Below are 18,412 nucleotides of genomic sequence, written 5' to 3'. Positions count from 1 at the left end.
GGGCGGCCGCGAAGGCTCAGGCCACCACGCCTTCCCACGCGAGCGCCCGCCGGCGCGCCCGCACCCGCAGGCCTTCGCCGCGCAGCAGGCCCACCAGGTCGTAGACCTCGGCCGGCAGGTGCGCGCCGCGCCAGGCCACGTGCTGGTCGGGGCGGCACAGCACGAGGCGGTGCGTGTAGGCCTTGGGCACGTCCTCGGTCTCGATGTCCAGCACCGTGAGCGGCATGCTGTAGGCGGCCGCGGCGCGTTCGAGCGGCCGCACGTCCACGCTGCGGTCGAAGCGCAGCATCGTGTAGCCCGGGCCGAAGGCGTCGTAGACCGAACGGCCGTCCGAAAGCCAGAAGTGCGGCGCGCGGCAGCCCGGCACGGTGGACGGCGTGAACTCGCCCATCGAGTAGGGCGGCGCCATGTGTTCGCCGTCCGCAATGATGATCGGCGAGCCGCTGTAGAAATAGCCGAAGTTCAGGCCGCCGCAGCAGAACTGCTGCACGTTCAGCTCGTAGGCCTCTCGTCCGATGTCGGCACGCAGCGCATCGCCGGCAGGGCCGGGTTCCTCGATGTTCGGCGGCACGGCGCGGCGCGCGCGGATCATCTTCTGCGCATGGTCCATCGCGAAGTTCGACACTTGCTCGGTGATCGGCTGGCGCTCGGCCTCGTAGGCGTCGAGGATGGCCTCGTCGCCCCAGCCCTGCACAACAGCACCCAGCAGCCACGAGAGGTTGAGCGCGTCGGCAATGCCCGCATTCATGCCGTAGCCCGCATAGGGCACCCACAGGTGCGCCGCGTCGCCCGCGAGGAACACGCGGCCCTCGCGGAAGCGGTTGGCTACGAGGCGGCGGCCGATCCAGTCTTCCTTGCTGATGATCTCGTACGTGAAATCGGGGCCCACGCCGAGGATTTCGCGCAGTGACTTGTCGCGGTCGACCGAGTCGAACTCGGGCTCCTCGGCATTCAGGTGGTTGTGCACCAGCCAGGTCTCGTGCCCGTCGATGGCGAACATCGTGCCGCAGCGGCGCGGGTTCATCGCGTAGTACGACCACGCCGGCTTGCCCGGAATCAGCGCGCGCAGTTGCGGCGCGCGGATGAAGGTCGACTGCACGCGCTGGATCACTGCCGTGCCTTCGAGCCTTGCGCCGATCTGCTTGCGCACGATGGAGGCGCCGCCATCGCAGCCCACCATGTAGCGGCATCGGATGCTGCGCGTCACGCCGCTGTCCATGTCGGTGGCAATCGCCGTCACGCCTTCATCGTCTTGCGTGAAGCCCGCGAACTGCGTGCGGTTCAGTAGCGTCACGCCCGGCAGCGCGGCCGTGTGCTTCAGCAGGATGGGCTCGAGGTAGATCTGGTTGATGCGATGCGGCGGCTCGGGCGTGGGCCACCACGCGTCGGGGCCCTCGGTCTCGGTGTAGCGGTCGCGCCGGCACGGAATCGGAATGCGCGTGAGCTCGGTGCCCGTCACGCTGGTGCGGAACACAACGTCGTTCGGGTAGTCCGCGGGCAGCCCCGCATCGCGCAGCTTCTGCGCCACGCCCAGGCGGCGGAACTGCTCCATGGTGCGTGAGGCCACGTGGTTGCACTTCACGTTCGGCGGCTCCGCGAAACGGCGCGTCTCGCAGATGACGACCGAGACGCCGCGCGAGGCGAGGTCCATCGCCAGCGTGAGGCCCACGGGGCCGGCGCCGACGATCATCACGTCCGCTTGCAGTGCTGCTGTGTGGTGGTCGGTCATGTTCGGAAGAGGGCGAAAGGGAGCGTGCCGTCAGTCGAGCCGGATGTGGGCGGTCTGGATCACCTTCGCCCACTTCTTCGTCTCGGATTGGATGTAGGCCTCGAAGGCCTCGGTCGAGCTCGGCGCAGGTTCCGCGCCGAGGTTGCGCATCGCGGCCTTGATCTGCTCGTCGGCGAGCGCGGCGTTGATCTCGGCGTTGAGCCGCGCGACGATGGGCGCGGGCGTGCCCGCAGGCGCCACCACGCCGAACCAGCCCGTGGAGTCGTAGCCGGGCAGGCCGGCCTCGGACACCGTGGGCACCTCGGGCAGCATCGGCACGCGCTGTGCGCTGGTCACCGCGAAGGCGATCAGCTTGCCCGCGCGGATCTGCTGCAGCGAAGCCTGCAGGTCGACCAGCGCGAGCTGGATCTGCCCCGCCATGGTGTCGAGCGCCGCGGGGCCCGAGCCGCGATAAGGCACTTCCACCAGCTTCACGTCGGCCATCTGCGCGAACAGCGCCGCCGACAGGTGCATGGCCGTGCCGTTGCCGCCATGGCCTATCGACAGCGTGCCCGGCTTCGCCTTCGCCAGCGCGATCAGCTCGCGCTGCGTGCGCGCAGGCAGGGAAGGGTGTCCTACGATCACGAAGGGCGTGGCCGCGACCATGCCCACGGGCTTGAAGTCCTTCACCGGGTCGAAGGGCATCTGCGCGTACAGGCTGGCGTTGGCGGTCAGCGCGCCGGCCGCGCCCAGCCCCAACGTGTAGCCGTCGGCCAGCGTCTTGGCCACCAGCGCGAGCCCCACGTTGCCGCCAGCGCCGGGCCGGTTGTCGACCACCAAGGGCTGGCCCAGCTTCTCGTTGAGCCGGGGCACCATCAGTCGCACCACCGCATCGGCGCTGCCGCCCGGCGGAAAGGTCACGATCATGCGGATGGGCCTGTTCGGGAAATCGCCGACTGTGGGTGATGGCGCAGGGGCCTGCGCGAAAGCCGAGCCGCCGGTCAATGCCGCGCCGACTGCGCCCAGCATGAGCTGCCTGCGAAGCGCGCTCTTCCCGTCGGCAAGAGGTACTGCCATCGAGGCTCCTTGAATGTGATCTGTCTTTTCAATGATTGAACGATGACAGCATTCATTCGTAAATCAAGAAATTTCTAATGAAATATCATCTTTGCTGATGAATACGAACTTCAGTCCTACGATCCGCCAGCTGCGTGCATTCCTCGCGGTCTACCAGCTGAAAAAGCTCAGCGCGGCGGCTCAGCGGCTGTTCGTTACCCAGTCTGCGGTGAGCATGCTGATCCGCCAGCTCGAGGACGGACTGGACACGCGCCTGTTCGATCGCACCACGCGTTCGCTCAAGGCCACGGCGGCGGCCGAGCAGATGATGGTCACGGTCGAGCGCATCCTGCGCGACGTCGATTCGCTCTCGGCCGACTTCCGCGAACTGGCCACGCTCGAACGCGGCCGCGTCACGCTGGCCATCACGCCCACGCTCTCGGCCTTGCTTCTGCCTGATGCCATGCGCGCGTTCAACGAGCAGCACCCCGGCGTGCGCGTGCTGGTGAACGACTGCGCGCCCGATCAGTTCATCTCGCGCATCCTCGGCGAACATGTCGATTTCGGCATCGGCACGCCCGAGCGGCCAGGCGCCGAGGTCGAGGTGCAGCGGCTCATGCGCGACCACCTCGCGCTGGTGTGCCGCGAAGACCACCCGCTGGCCAAGGCGCGGGTGGTGCGCTGGACCGACCTGGCGCGCCATCCCGTCATCACCGTGCGCCCGGGCTACGGCGTGCGCCCGCTCATCGATGGCACTGCGGCCGATGCGGGCGTGGCGCTTGATGTGGTGAACGAGGTTTCGTTCCTCTCCACCGCCATCTGGATGACGGCCGCCGGCATGGGCGCGTCGATCATGCCCTCGGCCTTTGCGCGCGCGGAGGCCAATCCCTCGCTCGTCATCAAGATACTGAGTTCGCCGCGCGTGGCGCGCGACATCTCGATCGTCACCAAGCGCGGCCACTCGCTCTCGGCCGCGGCGCGCGCCTTCATAGAGGCCCTGAAGCGCTCCCTATAATTTTTCGATCCACAACACACGGGAGGGCCAGTCCCCATGAGAACTTTCATTCAACGTCTCGGGGCCCTGTCGCTCCTGGTGGCCTTCAGCTTCGTGCTGGTGGCCTGCGGCAACAAGGAAGCCGAGCAGCGCAAGGCCTTCACCACCTTCCTGCAGACCCGCGTGCTCGACAAGCCCGGCCTGCGCGTGCCGGTGCCTAACGAGGAAGAGAAAACCTCGTTCGGCGACTACGCGAAGCACTACGCCGTGATCACCGACTTCAACGAAGGCATGAACAAGTCGGTGAGCCAGCCCATGACGCAGATCATGGCCAAAGGCGCGCTGCGTTCCATTGCCGACCTGCCGGCGCGCCGCGACGACCTCAAGGCCGCGAAGGACGGCCTGACCGCCTTGCGCACCGCGCTCGACCAGCAGACCGCCAAGGCCGATGCCGCGCATGCGCAGCTCAAGCAGCCCGACGACCTGAAGCAGGTCTACGACAAGGCCTTCGACAAGACCGTGACCGCGCCGGCCACCACCTTCAAGGAAGTGTTCCCCGCGCTCGACACGGTGTTCAACAGCGCGCTGGCCATCGGCGACTTCATGGAAAAGAACAAGTCGAAGATCCAGGTCGCGGGCTCTTCGGTCACCGTGACCGACCCGGCGGTGCAGGCCGAGCTCAACAAGATGCTGCAGCAACTCAACGGGCAGTCGGCAGCCATCAACGCCGCGCAGCAAAAAATGCAGGCCATGGTGCGCGGCTCCTGACCGGAGCGGCGCAACAACAAGAGCTCAGACGAAGTGGTCGAACGAGCCGAAGCGCTGTGACACCGGCGCACCGGTTGCATCGACGATGCGCAGGCCGACATCGGCCTCGATGCGGCCGATGCGCGTGACGCGCGTGACGCTGCCCAGTCCCGCTTGCGTGACCGCGTCGCGCGCAGAGGCGGGAGCGGTGAAGACCAGCTCGTAGTCGTCGCCGCCAGAGAGCGCGCAGGTGCGCAAAAGCTCGGTGCGCAGGCCGGGAGCCTCGGCAGCGATCAGGGCCGTCGCTGCATCGGCATCGAGCGTGGCGCCCACGCCGCTCGAACCGAGGATGTGGCCCAGGTCGCCGATCAACCCATCGCTCACATCCACCGCCGAAGAGGCGATGCCGCGCAAGGCCTGCCCCAGCGCCACGCGCGGCGTAGGCTGCTCCATGCGCATGCGCGTCGATTCGAAAGCCTCGGCCGACAGCGCGACCGTGCCGCGGAACACCTCCAGCGCCAGCCGCGCATCGCCCAGCGTGCCGCTCACCCAGATGTCGTCGCCCGCGCGCGCGCCCGAACGCAGTAGCGCAGCGCCGGCCGGCACTTCGCCGAACACCGTGATGCAGATGTTGAGAGGGCCGCGCGTGGTGTCGCCGCCCACCAGCTCGCAGCCATGCGCATCGGCCAGCGCGAACAGTCCGCGCGAGAAGCCTTCGAGCCAGGGCTCGTCGACGCCCGGCAGCGCCAGCGCGAGCGTGAAGGCCAGTGGCTTCGCGCCGCAGGCCGCCAGGTCGCTGAGGTTCACCGCCAGCGCCTTGTGGCCCAGCCGCGCCGGATCGACGGTGGAAAGAAAGTGCCGGCCCTCGACCAGCATGTCGGAAGACACGGCGAGCTGCATGCCAGCAGCGGGCGCAAGCAGCGCGCAGTCGTCGCCCACGCCCAGCGGGGAGCGTGTGGCGGGGCGCTTGAAGTAGCGCGTGATCAGGTCGAATTCACCCATATGGGGGGTGAGCATAAGGGCTGAGGCCGTGCTCAGGCCTGCCCGCGGAAGCGCAGCGACGCCTGCCGCACCACCTCGGCCAGCAGCCGCTCTTTGCCCTGCTTCTCGCGCAGCCAGCGTGCATCGTTGCGGTTGGCTTCCACGCTGGTTCGCAGTTCGCCCAGCGCCTGCGTGGCGTTGAGCGCCTCGCTGTGCCATTCGAGCTGGGTCATCGTCATCAGGATGTGGTCGCGCAGCGGCATGTGCTGGCCGGTAGCCGGGTCGACGTACACCGCGTCCAGCCCGAAGCGGCAGGCCTGGAAGCGGTTGTAGGTGTAGACGAGGTAGTCGTCTTCCGTCGGCTCGAAGGGCTGCTCCTGCAGGAACCACGCTGCCAGCGACTGCACGTAGCCCGCGAGCGCTGCGGCGCGCTCGACGGTGAGCGGCGTGTCGAACACGCGGATCTCGATGGTGCCGAACTCGGGCTTGGGGCGGATGTCCCAGTAGAAGTCTTTCATGCTGCGCACGACGCCGGTGCGAGTCATGCGCTCGAAATACGCCTCGAATTCCTTCCAGCTCAGTGTGAAAGGCGCGCGGCCCGACAGCGGAAAGGCGAACACCGAGTTCAGCCGCGCCGAGTCGAATTGAGTGTCCTGCCCCTGCACGAAGGGCGAAGACGCCGACAGTGCAATGAAGTGCGGGATGTAGCGCGACATGCGGTGCAGCATCAGCAGCGCCGCGTCCGCATCGGGGCAGCCGATGTGCACGTGCTGGCCGAAGATGGTGAACTGCTTGCTCAGGTAGCCGTACAGCTCCGACAGTTCGCGAAAGCGCGGTTTGTCATAGATGCGCCGCTCGTGCCACTGCTGGAACGCGTGCGTGCCGCCGCCCACCACCGCGATGTTGAGCTTGTCGGCATTGCGGATCAGCGCTTCGCGAATGGGCGACAGCTGCGTGATCACGTCCTGCGCCGAGTGGCAGATGTCGGTCGAGATCTCGATCATGCTGGACGTCATCTCGGGCACCACGCTGCCGGGCAGCGGGGTCTGCGCCATCAGGCGCAGCATGTCCTCGGCGTACGGTGCCAGGTCGTAGTCGTGCGTGTTCACGAGCTGCAGCTCCAGCTCCACGCCGAGCGACAGCGCCTCCGACTTGTTGAAAGGTTCGAGCTTGACCGCGCGGCTCTCGGGGTCCGAAGGCAGCGGTGCCGAGCGTACGTCGTCGCTGTCCGGGTCGATAGGTGTGTTGTTGTTGACTGCGGTGCTCATCGCTGCGTGTCCTCCGTGATGCTGAAGGCCTGGGGCATCCAGGGCACCGAACTCTCGCCCACCGCGTGGATGGCCACTGTGGCGAGCATCGCGCCCACCACCTCCATCAGCAAAATCGAGGGCAGGGCCACCTGCGTGATCATCGTGCCCAAGAGCGGCGAGGCGGTGGCGAAATTGGAGGCAATGAGCAGCGCAATCGACGACAGCGGCGACATCGCGCAGCCGACCCAGAAGGCCTGCTTCCAGCTCGCGCCGCTGCCCGGGTTGGCAATGGCCACGCCCGAAATCTTGGCCAGCAGGCGCACGCCGATCACGGCCAGCACCACGCTGGCCACCGGTAATGTCCAGTCGGCCTGCGCCGCAACGATCGATACCAGCACGAACATCAGCATGGTCAGCAGCGAAGCCGCCGTGCCCAGCTGCCGCTGCCAGGCCCAGGGCTTGGGGTTGAGCGTCTTCAGCAGCACGCCGCCGATCAGCGCGGCCAGCGGCGCCGAGCCGCCGATGTGCGCGGTGAGCGCGGCGCCCGCCGCGATGATCGCCAGCAGCAGGATCGACGTGTTCTCGCTCGACGGGCTCATCACCCGCAGGGCCGAGCGCAGCGCCAGCGCCATGATCCCGCCGACCACGAACGAAAGGCCCAGCACTACCGCCACCGGATACAGCTTCTGCAGCATCGTCTGCGGCGCGCGCTCGATCAGCCCGGCCTGCGCGTAGCCCAGTGCCAGCGCGTAGAAGGTGTTGAGCGTGGCCAGCGTCATCGCGCGTTCGGTCACGGGGCCGGCGGCGCGGGTGTCGATGATCACGCGGCTCAGCACCGCCGGCGAGGCGACGATGGCCATCAGCGCGATCGGGTTGGCCACCGGCTCGGGCAGGCCCAGCAGCGTGAGCACCCAGTACACGCCGAAGTAGGTCAGCGTGGCTTCGAGCAGGCTCTGCACCAGCACCATCGGGTTGTGGCGGAACCAGCGTAGCGGCAGCCGCCCACCGGCCTCGAACAGCACCACGGCCACGCCGAGTTCGAGCAGAAAGAGGCTGATGCCCCGTAGCGGCCAGATCGCGCCTTCGAAGCCGGCAAAGCCCACCACAGCGCCCACCAGCGAATAGCCGATGACCTTGGGAAACCCAAGATAGCGTTGCACCAGGTGGCCGGAAGCCGCCGCCGCCGCCAGCAGCAGCGACCACAGCACGGTGGGCAGGCCCGCCGAGGGGCGCACCCATTCGGACCAGAAGCCCAGCAGATCGTTGAGGAAGCTCGTCAAATTCATCCAGGCAGGAAAAAGCTCACCGGCCGGCTGCGCCAGCGGGCCCAGATCGCGCTGCGGATGCGGGCGCGGTCACCGAGGCTCACGCTGTGCGCGCGCAGCGCCAGGCGGAAAGCGAAGTAGAAACTCACGCTCACATTGAGCGCGCCAATGACCGGGATCGCCGCTACCGCCCACCACAGCGCGGGCTGCTGCAGCACCCCGAGGCCGGTGGATGCCGCGGCTGCGGCGATCTGTCCGGCCGAGAGTGTCACGTGCCGTACATCAAGGCCAAGCCCGAAGAAACCCGCGAACGCGGGCAGCAGCCCGAGCATGAGTCCCAGCGAGATGTTGGAGGCGAAGCCTGAGATGTGTGTGCGCATGAAATCGGCCCAGCGGCGGGCCCGTGCGGCGCCGAGAAAAGCGCCGATGCGGGGGTTGTAACGCATGGCGGAGTCCATGCGATGCAGGACAAAGGCGTTTTCTGTCCATCCGGCGACGATGCTGGCCGAAAACAGCAGGATGCCGGTGATTGCCGCATAAAGCGCGGTCGGCCCGGCCAGCGAGAGTGATTTCAGCGTGGCCGCGGCATGCGCGGCGTCGAGCAGGGGCCGCTCCAGCGCCAGCTGGGCCAGCAGGGCGATGCCCACCACCGCCGGCACCACCACCAGCACATTGCCCAGCACCGCCGCCACCTGCGAGCGCACGAGGTTCGCGACCTCATCGACGAAATCGCTCACCGCGCCGTCCGAATCGATGTCGCGCAGCCGCGCCGCCATGGCCGGCGCCGTCATCGCGGGCTGCTTGGTGGCCAGCGTCAGGTGCAGCAGCTGGATTGCGACGAAGCTGGCCGCATACATCAGCCCCGCGCCCAGCCCGCTCCAGAAGGCCGACAAGCCCAGCGCGTAGATGCCGAACTTCAGCAGCACCGTGATGGCCGTGAGCGCGCCGCCGCCCGCGGCCTTCTTCACCATCTGCAGGTAGCTGGCGCGGTCGCGGGTGATGTAGTGCTCGCCGGTCTCGGCGCTGCGCTCGGTCACCTTGGCCGCCAGCATCGACGAGTTGGAGGCGATCAGCGCGCGGATGCTGTTGCGTTCGCCGCCCGCCAGCACCAGCCGCCCGACCAGCCGAGCCACGCTGGGCGCGGGGTTGGGCGCCATCAGGCAGTCGAGCAGTTCGCGGATGCGCAGCACCCGCTCGCGCAACTGGCGCAGCCGGAACACCAGCCCGACCGAGATGCCGTTGTCTTCCAGGTGCGTGTAGACCGAGGCGGCACCGGCCCGGCAGGCGTCGAGCCGGTCGCGGAAGGCCATGAAGGCGGCCTGCAGCGCCTCCTCGTCGCGGGGCTCGCCGGGCCGGTCGAACATCTGCTCGCGCAGTTCGTCGAGATCGGCCATCAGCGAATGAAAAGGGCGCCCCTGGCCCAGCACCTCGGTGCTCATGCGCAGGCGCAGCTCCGGCGAGAAGCCGGCCGCCACCACCTGGCTGCTGCAGTAGGTAACGGCGTCCATTACCGTGTGGCGCCAGCGCGGCGCGCCGTCGTCGTCCAGCGCCGCATCGGCCAGCAGCGCGCCGATGCGGGCCAGCTGCGTCTCGTCGAGCAGCGCGATCCAGCCCGCGTCGAACACGCCGGGCAGCACCATGCGGAACAGGTCCGACGCGTCGGTGGTCTCGGGCGTGCCGGGCAGGATCTTGCGGCGCAGCCGCTCGCCCAGCTCGCTGGCGAAGGCGGTGCGCGGGGCGAAGCCGTAGTCGGCCAGCAGCGTGGTCAGGTCGACCGTCTGCGTGAACACTCGCCACCAGGCGCGCAGCCGCTCACGCAGCTCGGGCCGCGCCTCGATGGCGTCGAGCAGCAGCTGCACGCGGCCCATGGCCGCCTGGGGCGAGGCGCGGTCGCCGCGCAGCCAGTCAAAGATATTGATGAGCCAGATGTGGCGCTGTGCCACGTCGGCTGTCGGGTCGAGGCCGGCAAGCAGCCCCTGCAAGTCGCGCGATGCGGCAGCCATGGAACGATCTCGTCAAGCGCCGGGGAACACCGCGGAACCGGCTTTGCCGGGCCGCAGGTGTTGCCCCCGGCGAGGGGGGGTGGCGAAGCGACACGAAGTGCGCGAAGCCTGGGGGAGTACCTAGTGAAGCACGCGGGAGACGGGGGCTCCGCCCACGTCCGCTTCGAGCACGAACATCGGAATCGGCACGTCGAAGCGCTCGCCTTCTTCCGTCACCACGAAATAGCTGCCATGCATCGTGCCGCTGGGCGCCTGCAGGCGGCAGCCGCTGGTGTAGCGGAAGGATTCGCCGGGCGCCAGCAGCGGCTGCTGGCCGATCACGCCGAGGCCCTTGACCTCCTGCGCATGGCCCGAGGCATCGTTGATGAGCCAGTGGCGGGCGATCAGCTGGGCAGCCACCGTCCCCGTGTTGGTGACGGTGACCGTGTACGAGAAGGTGTAGATGTTGTCCTTGGCCGACGACTGGTCGGCCAGGTAGCGCGGTTCGACTTGCACGCTGAAGGGGCTGTGTGACATGGGCGCGATGGTAACTGCAGGCCCTCTCCCCCACGTCCGCCGGGCGACGTCAGACCGTGTTGCCCTTCGGCGTGCTCTCGGGCGCTGCGGCCGGAACAGTCTGGAACAGCAGGTCGCGCAGCGCCGCGGTGGCGGCCGTGTCCGGGTCCCGGTCCGAGGTGCCGACCAGCACGATGCGCCAGACCTGGGTGCCGCTCTTCAGCAGCGTGGCATCCACGTGCCGCGAGGCGTCCGCGGTCATCGCACCCTTCATCTGCAGGCCCAGGCGGCCCTTGACGTTGATGGGGCGCGCGCGTGCGTCCAGCTCCATCGACGGGCGCACCGCCATCGCCCAGATTCGCTGGTACTCGTCCAGGCTCACCTGCTCCATGCCACCTTCCACGGCGAAGACCGCGACCACGGTGTCCGAGAAGAAGGTGTGAACCACGTCGCCGGTGGTGTTGGACTGCTCCCGGTATTGCCACCCGCGCGGGATGCTCGCGCGCAGCTTCGTGACGGGGTTCGTCCACTCGAAGCCGGCGTAGAAGCGCATGCTTCTTTGCGCCTCGCGCTGGTTGATGAAGACCACGCCGGCCACGAGGCCCGCCAGTGCGGTCACGGCCAGGCCCGTGCGCAACACGCCCGTTCCCGCCGCCTGCACCAGGTAGCGCTTCGCGTCGTAGGTGGCGGGGCGGCCCTCCTTCACCTCGAAGAACTGGCGGCCCATGGTGAACAGCGTGACGAAGGGAATGCCCAGGCCGAGGCCGGACAGGTACATCCACGCCACGCGCCCCAGGTACTGGAGGAAAGTGGGCCGCCCGCCGTCGTGAAGCCTGACCCGCACGCCGAACAGCAGCTTGCCCAGCGTCGTGCCGAACAGGCCGAAGACGATGGCTTCGAAGACCAGCGCCACGGGCAGGAAGATGATCCCGAGCGTTGGCGTGGACGACGGGTTTTCCATCCACAGGCCGAAGGCCGGCCAGATGCGGCCCACCACCGCGGCCATGAAGAAGCCGGCGGGCAGGCACATCGTCCAGACGTCGAAGAGACGGGCGAAAAAGCGGCGCCACGGGCCGGCCGCCGGCAGGCCGGGGGTGCGCCTTTGCGGTGCGGGTGCCTCCAGGGGACCGTCGGACAGCCACGGTTCCGGGTCGGGTCGCGCGGACTGCGGCGCGGGCATCGGGCGGTCCGGGGCTGGTTGCTCGTCGGGCAAAGGCGGCGCCTCGCGCACTGCGGCGGGCCCGAAGTCCTGTAGCAGCACGGGTTCCATGCGCACGCCCGGCTGCATCAGTTCCTCGACCTGGTGCAGGGGCTTCCAGGCCAGCCGGCCCGGACGCCAGATCAGCGTCTGTGCGTCGATGATGCCCGTGCGAATGCGTTCATGGATCTGCGCGCTCGACAGCGGACCCTGCCTGTCTTCGCCCTGTGCGTACCACCAGCCCTCGTCCATGGAAGCTCCCCCGTCCTGTAGTGCCGCCCTCTACGGGCCACACAAATGTATCGGGAAGTACTCCTTGCTCCAAGGACAAGCGGGCGGGGCTGAAGCGACAATCGGGGGCATGAGCACCCCGTTTCGCATCGCGCCCTCCATCCTGTCCGCCGACTTCGCGCACCTCGGCAAAGAACTGACCGACGTGATTGCGGCCGGCGCCGACTGGATCCATTTCGACGTGATGGACAACCATTACGTGCCGAACCTGACCTTCGGCCCGATGATCTGCCAGGCACTCAAGCCCTACGCCAAGACCGCCGACGGCACCCCGGTGCCCGTCGACGTGCACTTGATGATCCAGCCGGTCGACGCACTGGCGGCCTCTTTCGCGCAAGCGGGCGCTGACTACATCAGCTTCCACCCCGACGCCTCGCCCCACACGCACCGCAGCATCCAGGCCATCAAGGCGGCCGGCTGCAAGGCCGGGCTGGTGTTCAACCCCGGGCTGGGGCTCGAGGCGCTCGACTGGGCCATCGACGACATCGACCTGATCCTCATCATGAGCGTGAACCCCGGCTTCGGCGGCCAGAGCTTCATCGACTCGGCCCTGCGCAAGATCGAACTCGCGCGCAAGCGCATCGAGCAGAGCGGACGCGACATCCGCCTCGAGGTGGACGGCGGCATCAAGGCCGACAACATTGCGCGCGTGGCCTCGGCCGGCGCCGACACCTTCGTGGCGGGCAGCGCCATCTTCAACGCCAAGGACTACGGCGCCGTCATCACTGACATGCGCAAGCAGCTGGCCGGCGTCGTCAGCGCTTGATCTTCCCGCTCTTGTAGACGCGGTTGGCCTCCAGCCCGCGGTCGGTATCGACCAGGCCGCGCTCCACGTCTTCATGGGCCTGGCGGCCCACCTCGGTCGGACGGCCGTCCGGCGTCTGCTGGCTGTCGGACGACTGGTCGTGCTCGTGTGGCAGGCGCGGCGCCGATTCGCCGCCTTGCTCCACCTTGGTATTGCCGCCGCCGGTATCCTTTTGAGGATCGGCCGGCGCGGTCTTGCTCTTGCTGCTCTTGCTCATGCGGGGGCTCCTTCAATGAAGAACGAGCCTGCGTCGCGACCGCCGCCTGGTCGGTAGGACATGCAAGCCAGCCCCTGTAGGTGTTGCAGTCTGCTATGAAATGAGTAGCGCCTTTGCGCGCAGGGAAGGGGCTCCGCAATAATCCCCGGATGTCCTCCGATCCCTCAGATCCATTTGCCGGCATTGCCACCGACAGCCTGCGCATCCACGCCTTCGCCTCGCTGAACCCCGGTCCCCGGTTGCTCGTGATGGGCGGCGTGCATGGCGACGAAGTCTCCGGCACCCTGGGCATCGAGCGCATCCTTGCCGAGTTCGAGGCCGGCACGCTGCAATTGAAGCGCGGCGAGCTGACCCTGGTGCCCGTCGCCAACCCGCTCGCGCGGCGCCGCCTGCAGCGCGAGGGCGAGCGCAATCTCAACCGCCTGTTCCGCCCCACCGAGGCACCCGTCGACTACGAAGCCCGCGTGACCAACGTGCTGGCCCCGCTGATCGCGCGCCACGAGGTGCTGCTCGACCTGCATTCCTTCCAGAGCGAGGGCGAGGCCTTTGCCATGATCGGCCCGCGCGACAACACCGGCACGCTGGAGCCCTTCGCCCGTTCGTTTGAAGAGGGCCAGCTCGCGCTGCACATCGGCACGCCCATCGTGGTGGAGGGCTGGCTCGACATCTACGCCGCCGGCCTCGCGCAGCGCGCGGGCGGCACGCCGGCCGACGAGGCCGCGCTCGACTTCGGCCGTGGCACCAACGAATACATCCGCAGCCGCGGCGGCTACGGCGTCACGCTCGAATGCGGCCAGCACCTGGACCCGCAGGCACCTGAGGTGGCGTGGCGCGCCATCCGCCGCACGCTTGCGCTGCTGGGCATGGCGGCGCTGCCCGAAGGGCTGTCGGGCGCGCCGGAGCAGCCGCCCAAGCTGCTGCGCCTTGCCAGCGTGACCGACCGCCTGCACGAGGAAGACAGCTTCGTGCGCGACTGGGCCACCTTCGACGAAGTGCAGCGTGGCGAACCCATCGGCATGCGCCACGACGGCTCGCTGGTAAGCGCTCCCGAAGACGGCTTCATCGTGTTCCCCAACGCGATGGCGCTGCCGGGCGCCGAGTGGTTCTATTTCGCGCGCCCGAGCGAGCGCCGGCTCGGGCCGGTGGCCGGCACGGCCTGACGCCGCGCTCCTACATCGCCCGCACATGGGCGGCGCACATTCCAAGGCTGAAGGAGTGTGCCCATGCCAGTCTCGAAAAAAGCCCCCGCACCGCGCGTCCTGTGGAAGGGCGCCATCAGCTTCGGCCTCGTCCACATTCCGGTGGCGCTGTATTCAGCCACCACCGACCACGGCATCGATTTCGACTGGCTCGACAAGCGGACCATGGACCCGGTCGGCTACAAGCGCATCAACAAGAAGACCGGCAAGGAAATCGCGCGCGAGCAGATCGTGAAGGGCGTCGAATACGAGGACGGCGAGTACGTGGTGATCAGCGACAAGGAGATCGCGGCCGCCTACCCCAAGACCACGCAGACCATCGAGATCGAGACCTTCGTGCCGGCCAACGGCATTCCCTTCGTGTACCTGGAGCGGCCCTACTACGTGGCACCGATCAATCGCGGCGCCAAGGTGTATGCGCTGCTGCGCGAAACCCTGCAGCGCAGCGGGCGCGTGGGCGTGGCGCGCGTCGTCATCCAGACCAAGCAGCACCTCGCCGTGCTGGTGCCAGTCGGCCCCGGCCTCGTGCTGAACCTGCTGCGCTGGGGCGCCGACATCCGCCCGTGGACCGACCTGCCGCTGCCCTCCGAAGACGCGAAGAAGGCCGGGCTGAGCGAGCGCGAGCTCAAGATGGCGAAGCAACTGGTCGACGACATGAGCGCCGACTGGGACCCGACTGAATTCAAGGACGAGTTCAAGGACGAGATCCTGCGGCTTGTCGACAAGAAGGTGAAGGCCGGCCAGACCGAGACCGTGACGCAACCCGAGCCTGAAGAAGAGCAGTCCACCGAAGGCCGCGGCGCCAAGATCATCGACCTGACCGAACTGCTGCAGCGCAGCCTGCGCGGCAAGGCGAAGGCTGCCGGCGAAGAAGAAGCTCCCCCACCCAAGGCCGCGGCGAAGAAGCGCAAGCCCGCCGCCAAGACAGCAGCGCGCAAGGCCCCGGTCCGCCATCGCCGCGCAGCCTGACGCCGGCCTGCCGCCATGGGCACCACCGCATCGACCGCGCGCAAGGCGCTGGCGCGCTACCACGGCAAGCGCGATTTCACCCGCACGCCCGAGCCCAAGGCCGGCGGCAGGAATGGCAAGGGCGTGCTGTCCTTCGTCATCCAGAAGCACCACGCGAGCCATCTGCACTACGACTTCAGGCTCGAACTCGACGGCACGCTCAAGAGCTGGGCCGTGCCGAAGGGGCCGTGCCTCGACCCGACCGTGAAGCGCATGGCCGTGCACGTCGAAGACCACCCGATCTCGTACGCCAGCTTCGAGGGCACCATCCCGCCGAAGCAGTACGGCGCGGGCACCGTCATCGTCTGGGACCGCGGCGACTGGCTGCCCGACGGCGATGCGCGCAAGGCGCTCGCGGCCGGCAAGCTCAAGTTCGAGCTGCGCGGCGAGAAGCTGCACGGCCACTGGACGCTGGTGCGCATGCACGGCAAGGGCGACGAGAAGCACGAGCCCTGGCTGCTCATCAAGGAGCGCGACGGCGATGCGCGTGCGCTCGACGACTACGACGTGCTCGAAGAACAACCGGCGAGCGTGATCACCGGGCGCGGCGTGGACGAGGTGGATCAGCCGCCGAAGAAAGCCGCAACGAAGAAGGCGCCCGCAAAGAAGACAGCACTCCCCGCCACCTTTCAGCCCCAGCTCGCCACACTCGCAGCCTCGCCACCGCCGTCCCCCGGCGACTGGCTCTACGAGCTCAAGTTCGACGGCTACCGCCTGCTCGCACGCATCGACAAGGGCAAGGTCCGCTGCTTCACCCGCAACGGCCACGACTGGACCGCGAAGCTGCCCGCGCTCGCCAAGGCCCTCGCGAAGCTGCCCACCGACTCGGCCTGGCTCGACGGCGAGATCACCGTCGACGGCGAAAACGGCGCGCCCGACTTCCAGGCGCTGCAGAACGCCTTCGACAGCGGCGCGACATCGTCCATCGTCTACTGGCTGTTCGACGCGCCTTTTCTCGATGGCGAAGACCTGCGCGACATGCCGGTCGAGGAGCGCCGCGCACGGCTCGCACAGCTGCTCGGCAAGAAGCCGCCCGCACCACTGCGCCTGAGCGAAGCCTTCGACGCCTCGCCGCGCGACCTGCTCGCGTCGTCGGCGCGCATCGGCTTCGAGGGCATTGTCGGCAAGCGCAAGGGCTCGCCGTATGTGTCGCGCCGCTCGCCCGACTGGATCAAGCTCAAGAACCAGCAGCGCCAGGAATTCGTGATCGGCGGCTACACCACGCCCAAGGGCACGCGCACGGGCTTCGGCTCGTTGCTGCTCGGCGTGCACGACGAGGCCACCGGGCGCCTTCGCTACTGCGGCAACGTCGGCACTGGCTTCGACGCCAATCGCCTCGCCGACATCAAGACGAAGCTCGACAGACTGTCCACCGACGACTGCCCGTTCACGCCCACGCCGCGCGGCATCAAGGCGCAGTGGGTCAAGCCATCACTCGTGGCCGAGGTCTCGTTCGGCGAGTGGACGCGCGAAGACCGCGTGCGCCAGGCCGTCTTTCAAGGCCTGCGCGCCGACAAGCCCGCTCGCGACATCCGCCGCGAGCGGCCGGAGGAAGGAAAGAGAAAGAGCACCCCCATGTCCCAGCAGAAGATCACCCACGCCGACCGCGTGATCGACAAGCACAGCGGCATCACCAAGGGCGAGCTCGCCGCCTACTACGACGGCGTGGCCAAGCTCATGCTGCCGCACCTGCGCGGCCGGCCGGTGTCGCTGGTGCGCGCGCCCGAGGGCGTGGGCGGCGAGCTGTTCTTCCAGAAGCACCTGCAGAACCGCGAGATTCCCGGCGTGCGCCTGCTCGATCCCGCGCTCGACCCGGGCCACGAGCCGCTGCTGCAGATCGACACGAAGCAGGGCCTGCTCGGCGCCGCGCAGATGAACGTCATCGAGCTGCACACCTGGAACGCCACCTCGCGCGCCATCGGCAAGCCCGACCGCATGACCTTCGACCTCGACCCCGGCGAAGGCGTGGCATGGCCGCAGATACAGGAGGCCGCGATGCTGGTGCGCACGCTGCTCGACGAACTGGGCCTGCCTTCGTTCCTGAAGACCAGCGGCGGCAAGGGGCTGCACGTGGTCGTGCCCATCCGGCGCCAGTACGACTGGGACGCCGTCAAGGGCTTCTCGCAGGCCGTGGTGGCGCATCTCGCGCAGACCATTCCGGCGCGCTTCGTCGCCAAGAGCGGGCCGCGCAACCGCGTGGGCAAGGTCTTCGTCGACTACCTGCGCAACGGCTTCGGCGCGACCACCGTCAGCGCGTGGTCGGCGCGTTCGCGCCCGGGGCTGGGTGTGTCGGTGCCGCTTGCGTGGGAAGAGTTGCCGGAGCTCACGAGCGCTGCGCAATGGACAGTCGCCAACGCGGCGCAGCGCTTCGACATCGGCAACAAGCCCTGGGCCGCGATGGAGCGCAGCCGCAAGGGGCTTGCTGCGGCGATGAAGCTGCTCGGCTACAAGCCGGAGTGATGCGCTGATCCGAAAGTATCAAGAGCCATTCCTCTTCATCATTTGCTTGACGTCATTCAGCGGCGCAAGGAGACTGCAACGACGATGAAGAAACTTCTGTGGCCTTTCGCAGGCATCACCGTACTCATCATCATTGCAGTGCTGGCTCTTGCGCTGTGGCCCACGACCACGCGGGCCATCGCCGCCGCGTCCGACAGCAATTCGAAAGCTCTCATCGACAAGGGCCGCTACCTGGCCCAGGCGGGCGATTGCGTGGCCTGCCACACGTCGCCGGGCGGAGCGCCATTCGCCGGCGGGCTGCCGCTGGCTTCGCCCATCGGTGCGATGTACAGCACCAACATCACGCCCGATCACGACAGCGGCATCGGCAATTACACGCTCGCCGACTTCGATCGCGCAGTGCGCCACGGCATCCGGATCGACGGCGACTCGCTGTACCCCGCGATGCCTTATCCGTCGTATGCGCGCATGAGTGACGACGACGTCCGCGCGCTGTATGCCTTTTTCATGCATGGCGTGGCGCCGGCCCCGTCGCAACCGCATCCACGCGGCATTGCCTGGCCGTTGTCGATGCGCTGGCCGATGGCGCTGTGGCGCAAGGCATTCGCGCCGCAACCAGATGCCGTGGCCTTCGACGCCGCCCGCTATGCCGACATGTCGGTGGCGCGGGGTGCGTATCTGGTGCAGGGCCTGGGGCATTGCGGCAGCTGCCACACGCCGCGCGCGCCGACGATG

The 18,412-nt window shown here is 68.2% G+C and carries 16 protein-coding genes; 7 read left to right on the top strand and 9 right to left on the bottom strand.

Annotation, left to right across the window (positions count from 1 at the left end):
- Positions 1-16: 16 nt before the first annotated feature.
- On the bottom strand, positions 17-1,729 hold the full coding sequence (locus tag ACSFCA_RS29850; protein ID WP_435462025.1) for an FAD-dependent oxidoreductase: 1,713 nt from the start codon (positions 1,727-1,729) through the stop codon (positions 17-19).
- A 30-nt stretch (positions 1,730-1,759) separates the two neighbouring features.
- Complete coding sequence (locus ACSFCA_RS29845; protein ID WP_435462024.1) at positions 1,760-2,785, bottom strand: Bug family tripartite tricarboxylate transporter substrate binding protein; 1,026 nt, start codon at positions 2,783-2,785, stop codon at positions 1,760-1,762.
- A gap of 97 nt (positions 2,786-2,882) precedes the next feature.
- Here ACSFCA_RS29845 and ACSFCA_RS29840 point away from each other — a divergent pair, with 97 nt between their 5' ends.
- Both ACSFCA_RS29840 and ACSFCA_RS29835 read left to right on the top strand, forming a co-directional pair.
- On the top strand, positions 2,883-3,779 hold the full coding sequence (locus ACSFCA_RS29840) for a LysR family transcriptional regulator (protein ID WP_258351545.1): 897 nt from the start codon (positions 2,883-2,885) through the stop codon (positions 3,777-3,779).
- 36 nt (positions 3,780-3,815) lie between these two features.
- Positions 3,816-4,526 carry a DUF3053 domain-containing protein gene (locus ACSFCA_RS29835; protein WP_435462023.1) on the top strand — a complete coding sequence of 237 codons (711 nt, stop codon included), beginning with the start codon at positions 3,816-3,818 and terminating at the stop codon, positions 4,524-4,526.
- 24 nt (positions 4,527-4,550) lie between these two features.
- On the opposite strand, the gene thiL is transcribed toward ACSFCA_RS29835, so the two are convergent.
- The 6 genes from thiL to ACSFCA_RS29805 form a co-directional block, all read right to left on the bottom strand.
- Positions 4,551-5,507: a thiamine-phosphate kinase gene (gene thiL / locus ACSFCA_RS29830; protein ID WP_435462116.1), complete on the bottom strand. Its 957-nt coding sequence runs from the start codon at positions 5,505-5,507 to the stop codon at positions 4,551-4,553.
- A gap of 32 nt (positions 5,508-5,539) precedes the next feature.
- Entirely contained in the window at positions 5,540-6,754 is a 1,215-nt protein-coding gene (locus ACSFCA_RS29825) for a YbdK family carboxylate-amine ligase (RefSeq protein WP_435462022.1), read from the bottom strand.
- Positions 6,751-8,022 (bottom strand): cation:proton antiporter, encoded by a 1,272-nt coding sequence (locus ACSFCA_RS29820; protein ID WP_093077040.1) that lies wholly within the window; start codon positions 8,020-8,022, stop codon positions 6,751-6,753. The genes ACSFCA_RS29825 and ACSFCA_RS29820 overlap by 4 nt, the downstream gene beginning before the upstream one ends.
- Positions 8,019-10,004, bottom strand: coding sequence for a site-specific recombinase (locus ACSFCA_RS29815; RefSeq protein WP_435462021.1), 1,986 nt, complete (start codon positions 10,002-10,004; stop codon positions 8,019-8,021). Before ACSFCA_RS29815 ends, ACSFCA_RS29820 begins: the two co-directional genes overlap by 4 nt.
- Positions 10,005-10,124: 120 nt before the next feature.
- Complete coding sequence (gene apaG, locus ACSFCA_RS29810) at positions 10,125-10,520, bottom strand: Co2+/Mg2+ efflux protein ApaG (protein WP_435462020.1); 396 nt, start codon at positions 10,518-10,520, stop codon at positions 10,125-10,127.
- A 49-nt stretch (positions 10,521-10,569) separates the two neighbouring features.
- Complete coding sequence (locus tag ACSFCA_RS29805; protein WP_435462019.1) at positions 10,570-11,949, bottom strand: RDD family protein; 1,380 nt, start codon at positions 11,947-11,949, stop codon at positions 10,570-10,572.
- A 109-nt stretch (positions 11,950-12,058) separates the two neighbouring features.
- Between ACSFCA_RS29805 and rpe the strand changes: the two genes are divergently transcribed.
- Positions 12,059-12,754, top strand: a complete 696-nt coding sequence (gene rpe / locus ACSFCA_RS29800; RefSeq protein ID WP_093054169.1) for a ribulose-phosphate 3-epimerase — start codon at positions 12,059-12,061, stop codon at positions 12,752-12,754.
- Here rpe and ACSFCA_RS29795 read toward each other — a convergent pair.
- Complete coding sequence (locus ACSFCA_RS29795; RefSeq protein ID WP_435462018.1) at positions 12,744-13,010, bottom strand: hypothetical protein; 267 nt, start codon at positions 13,008-13,010, stop codon at positions 12,744-12,746. The genes rpe and ACSFCA_RS29795 overlap by 11 nt on opposite strands.
- Positions 13,011-13,159: 149 nt before the next feature.
- On the opposite strand from ACSFCA_RS29795, the gene ACSFCA_RS29790 reads away from it, so the two are divergent.
- From ACSFCA_RS29790 to ACSFCA_RS29775, 4 genes are all read left to right on the top strand, one after another.
- The gene (locus ACSFCA_RS29790; RefSeq protein WP_435462017.1) at positions 13,160-14,170 is read left to right on the top strand and encodes a succinylglutamate desuccinylase/aspartoacylase family protein; all 1,011 of its coding nucleotides are present in this window, start codon (positions 13,160-13,162) and stop codon (positions 14,168-14,170) included.
- 63 nt (positions 14,171-14,233) lie between these two features.
- Entirely contained in the window at positions 14,234-15,178 is a 945-nt protein-coding gene (gene ku / locus ACSFCA_RS29785; RefSeq protein WP_435462016.1) for a non-homologous end joining protein Ku, read from the top strand.
- Between the two features lie 15 nt (positions 15,179-15,193).
- The gene (ligD, locus tag ACSFCA_RS29780; protein WP_435462015.1) at positions 15,194-17,677 is read left to right on the top strand and encodes a DNA ligase D; all 2,484 of its coding nucleotides are present in this window, start codon (positions 15,194-15,196) and stop codon (positions 17,675-17,677) included.
- A gap of 84 nt (positions 17,678-17,761) precedes the next feature.
- The coding region (locus tag ACSFCA_RS29775) for a c-type cytochrome (RefSeq protein ID WP_435462014.1) at positions 17,762-18,412 on the top strand (651 nt) is incomplete at its 3' end.

This window comes from Variovorax multivorans (genome assembly GCF_051216835.1).
GTDB lineage: Bacteria > Pseudomonadota > Gammaproteobacteria > Burkholderiales > Burkholderiaceae_C > Variovorax.
The sequence above is the reverse complement of the archived record's forward strand: the minus strand, read 5'-3'. Positions and strand labels throughout refer to the sequence as shown.